General features: G+C 37.1%; 4 protein-coding genes and 1 pseudogene. 1 reads left to right on the forward strand and 4 read right to left on the reverse strand.

What is annotated here, in order from left to right; translation table 11 throughout:
* Positions 1–40: 40 nt before the first annotated feature.
* The 3 genes from PSE69_RS19155 to PSE69_RS19165 all read right to left on the reverse strand — a co-directional run bounded on the left by PSE69_RS19155 (position 41) and on the right by PSE69_RS19165 (position 2388).
* Positions 41–1525, reverse strand: coding sequence for a DNA/RNA helicase domain-containing protein (locus PSE69_RS19155; protein ID WP_163761891.1), 1485 nt, complete (start codon positions 1523–1525; stop codon positions 41–43).
* A 117-nt stretch (positions 1526–1642) separates the two neighbouring features.
* A complete protein-coding gene (locus PSE69_RS19160; protein ID WP_163761890.1) occupies positions 1643–2122 on the reverse strand; it encodes a GNAT family N-acetyltransferase in 480 nt (159 codons plus the stop codon).
* Entirely contained in the window at positions 2122–2388 is a 267-nt protein-coding gene (locus tag PSE69_RS19165; protein WP_123382784.1) for a type II toxin-antitoxin system TacA family antitoxin, read from the reverse strand. Before PSE69_RS19165 ends, PSE69_RS19160 begins: the two co-directional genes overlap by 1 nt.
* A 194-nt stretch (positions 2389–2582) precedes the next feature.
* Between PSE69_RS19165 and PSE69_RS19170 the strand changes: the two genes are divergently transcribed.
* Complete coding sequence (locus tag PSE69_RS19170) at positions 2583–3218, forward strand: recombinase family protein (RefSeq protein ID WP_163761889.1); 636 nt, start codon at positions 2583–2585, stop codon at positions 3216–3218.
* Between the two features lie 229 nt (positions 3219–3447).
* Here PSE69_RS19170 and PSE69_RS19175 read toward each other — a convergent pair.
* Positions 3448–4256 (reverse strand): annotated as a pseudogene (locus tag PSE69_RS19175) (IS3 family transposase); the annotation flags it as partial.

Genomic DNA, 4256 nt, shown 5'->3' on the forward strand with positions numbered 1-4256 from the left:
GGAAAAACGTTCTTTAGAAAAAAGCGATAAATCAATTCGTTTACTGGGATTGGGGAGGCGTTAATAGCGTTAAGCAACGGTCGAGGATAACGGGATTATTGAGGATCAGGATTTTGAGTTGATTGCGCGTGCGGGTCATGTTTTGGAATAACATTTTATTAGCAGGGTAATAAGAGTCACCAGTATAGGTCAAATCGCCATTTTTATCATAATTAAAATAAGGATCAACAATGACGGCAACATTATCAAATTCTTGCCCGATAACACCATGAGATTTTTGATTCGAATTATCTAAATAACGCTGATGAGTACTTGAACCTATCAATTGGGGAGTGAATTGTAATATTTCCCATTCTTTCGATTTTAAATCTAGCATAAAAAACATCATATCTGAAATATTGTCATAATATTCAAAACTTACATTACCACGATTTAAAACAGGGTCATTTTTTTTATTATTAAAAAAACCGCGAATAAATGCAGCAACCTCTTTATTTGTTCTTATTTTTTCTGATAGCGAATACGTAACGGCGCCAGCAAGAGATGATATTTTATCGGGGATATTATTTATTATTTCATTATGGTTTAAGGTTTGTGATTTATCATAAGAAAAAATACACTTACAACTACTTTGTCTAATTTTTTCTATAAAGTTAACATATTGATACGCTCTCATTCGTTGCGCTTCGTCTATGAAAATAACATCGTAATCATTGACATTGATATTCTCAATCTGTTTTATCGGTTGAATATCCCACCCTTGGTTATTTAAATAATGTTGCCCTGGATTTAAACCTCCACCATGAATGATCAATATTCGTTTACCTGAAGACTTTAAGTCATTAGCTATATCATAAACTAACAGAGTTTTTCCTGTTCCAGCACTACCAATAACCGCTGTAAAATGCTCCTCTGAAAGAGCATTAACTCTGGCAACCACATCCCGTTTGATATTACTTTGTTGCCCTGTTAAAAAATACTGTCCGTCTAAAAATTTATCCGTTGAGTTAAAAGGTGAAACTAAATAATTCGAAGGATTAAATAATGAATTTATATTTTTAATCTCACTCAAGATTTGACCTAATAATATTCCTTGCAGAAATTCAAAATCGACTACATTTAGGTTGTCATCTTTTAGAAAATATAACGAATCTGTCGATAACTCATAGGTGAAATTAAAAATTTTTTCATTGAGAAATTTCAAGTAGTAGCGATTTTGGATTAATTGTTTTTTTATTTTTTCTTCGGTACATTCGCGTTTTAGTTCTATATTGACAATATAATTGTCACCAATTCGGAGTAAATCAAACTCTTTACTGATTTGAGGGATTTTGTAACCGACAAAAAAATGATTAAATATTCTTTTATCAACGCATTCATAACCTAACTTTTTGACAAAGTTTTTTAATACTTCGACTTCATCCGGTTTAATCTCGATACCATAATATTGATAATAACGCGTAAAATAAGCTTCACTTAATGTATTTGCCGCTTGTGTGAGTGAGATTAAATTAATATCTTTCATTTGGGTTTCCTTACACCGTATAAAATGGTTATTTGGATGATTATACGCCATCTTCCCTAAATGATAAGGTATCGCTGAACCCACTTATAAAAGATAAAGCTTAAAATATAGGTTAAATTATAGTCTAAGCATCAATGTCATAGGGCTAATAGGGGATGCAGTAAAACCATAGTATTCATAAAATTGTTTTGCTTTATCATTCAAAGCATGAACGAGTAACGCACGAACCCCAGTATTTTCAGCAACAGCTCTAACTCTAATTACAGCATCCTGTAATAACGAAGCACCTAGTTTTCTTCCCTGAGCACGTAAATCGATTGCAAATCTTCCAAGAACAATAACTGGAATTGGCTCAGGCATATTTCGACGAACCCGTCCTGTAGCTTCATTATGTGAAATTGCTCCAGTCGCTAATGCATAATAACCCCAAACATGTTGATATGAATCTGCAATAACAAAGGTTCGACTGGCTCCATTCAAATGGTTAGATAGAGCCCGACGCTTTAGCCAATCATCTAAAGATGATTCACCACAAAAAAAATCATCCAGTCTATGAGATGATGATAATGGTTTAGGAGCTAATAGTTGCAGATTCACTATATTTCCTTCCATGGTGTTTCTATTGACATTAAACGATCTAGACCAGGGTTGCTATTAACTGGAGCATCAAGTAATAAATTAAATTGCTGAAATTTTTCATTATCTAATTGAAAAAAAACTTGGTCTAGTAATATTGCTTGCGCTCTTTCACAAGCGACTTCAAGCATAAAATCAGATCGGTTCTTACCAAGAAGACTAGCAGCTTCATCGATTAAGTCTCGTTGTTCAGGTAAAGCCCGAAGATTAATTGCAGCATTACGCATGACAGTAACTCCTATATACACATACACAATAAATATACAATATCCTGACGTATATCTATTGTCAACACATTCACATATTGCATATAGGTATACCCCAAAGCGACAATCTAAAATGTATCAAATCACTATCAATGCAACAACCTATATGCGATACTTTTTATGGGATAACTTAAATGCGATAGATAGGTGAAAATATGTTCATCCGTGCTTACCTTCGAGCCTCCTCTGAAGATCAATATGCAGATAGAGCAAAAAAGATGCTAAATGACTTTGTTGAAGAACGAGGTGGCCGAATTGCGAATTATTATCGCGAACACATCAGTGGAACAAAATTAGAACGCCCCGAACTCTCTCGTTTACTCAGTGACAGTCAACAGGGGGATATTTTGCTCGTTGAGCAAATTGATCGACTAACTCGATTAAATAACATCGATTGGTTAAAACTGAAAAAACAAATTGAACACCATGAGTTGCGTATTGTGAGTCTCGATATTCCGACATCTTGGCAAGCTCTAAATAATCAAGATCTGACACAGAATGATCCTATCACTCAAGCCGTCCTTTCGGCCATTAACACCATGTTAATTGATTTAATGGCCGCCATGTCCCACAAAGATTGGATTAGCCGTCGCGAACGCCAAAAACAAGGTATTCAACGCGCACAATCATTAGGTAAATACAAAGGAAAGCAGGCGGATAAAGAGCGTCATGATAAGGTGATTTATTATCGAAAAATCAAGGGACTGAGTATTCGTGAAACCGCTGAAGCGACTGGCTATAGTCGTTCTCAAGTGTGCCGTATTCAGTTAAATGACAAACAGAAATCATAAAGACAATCTATTTCATTTTCTGTTATTAATAAGGGGGGGCGCAGTTTATGTCACTTGATGGTTAGGAATCTCAATCAATGAAGTAACGTACGAATCGAGTGTATTGGGTGCTATGTTTTTATTAAATTCTGATTATTTATTCGTTGATTAACCATGAGAACAGTCATTCGTTTAAATTATGACCTAAAAGCCTAATTATAGGCACACTGCTCCTAGGCTGCAGTTTGTAACTATGAAACATCAGTCCTTTTGGTTGATTGCGCATTTCCCAAGCCATTTGCAGAGCTTTTAAGGTCAACGTGGTGTCGGGGGACGTGGAGAGTGCCCAACCAACAGGTTTCCGTGCAAAAAGGTCTAACACAACAGCGAGATACGCCCATCGTTTTCCTGTCCAAATATACGTCACATCGCCGCACCACACTTGATTGGGGGCGGTGACGGCAAATTGGCGGTCGAGTAAATTAGGGATGTCGACATGTTCTTTTGTCCCGCGTTTATAACGATGCTTCATATGTTGGCAACTCATAATATCAAGCTTTTTCATTAGCTTACCGGCAAGATAACGGCTCATTTTTACACCGTACTGCGTTGTCACTATCGTCGCAATCGTCCTTGCGCCCGCAGAGCCTCCACTTAAGTTCCAAGCGTCTTTGACTACGCTCCGTTTAATCGCTCGCACTCCATTCGGTACGGCATTCTTCATTCGATGATGCCAATGGCGATAGCTACTGCGATGACGCTCAAAAAGTTGGCAGAGCGTTGTAACGGGGTAATGCGCTCTTAGTTTGTCAATTATCGCGAATCCTTCAGTGAGTCCGACATTAAGAGCGCCGTAGCCTTTTTTAGAATTTCGTTTTCCATTTCAAGACGTTGTATCTTTTTTTTTCATCTCTCGAAGCTCAATCTGTTCTGGGGTAAGCGGAAGTCCCGTCGGTGTTTTACCTTGTCGTTCTAATTTCAGTTTTTTAACCCAACGATTAAGTGCGGCAAGGCTTACGCCCATTGCCTGTGCGGCTTTAGCCACGGAGTAATGATGGT

Origin of the sequence: Providencia sp. PROV122, from assembly GCF_028482365.1 — a bacterium.
In the GTDB taxonomy this organism is placed as follows: Bacteria; Pseudomonadota; Gammaproteobacteria; order Enterobacterales; family Enterobacteriaceae; genus Providencia; species Providencia stuartii.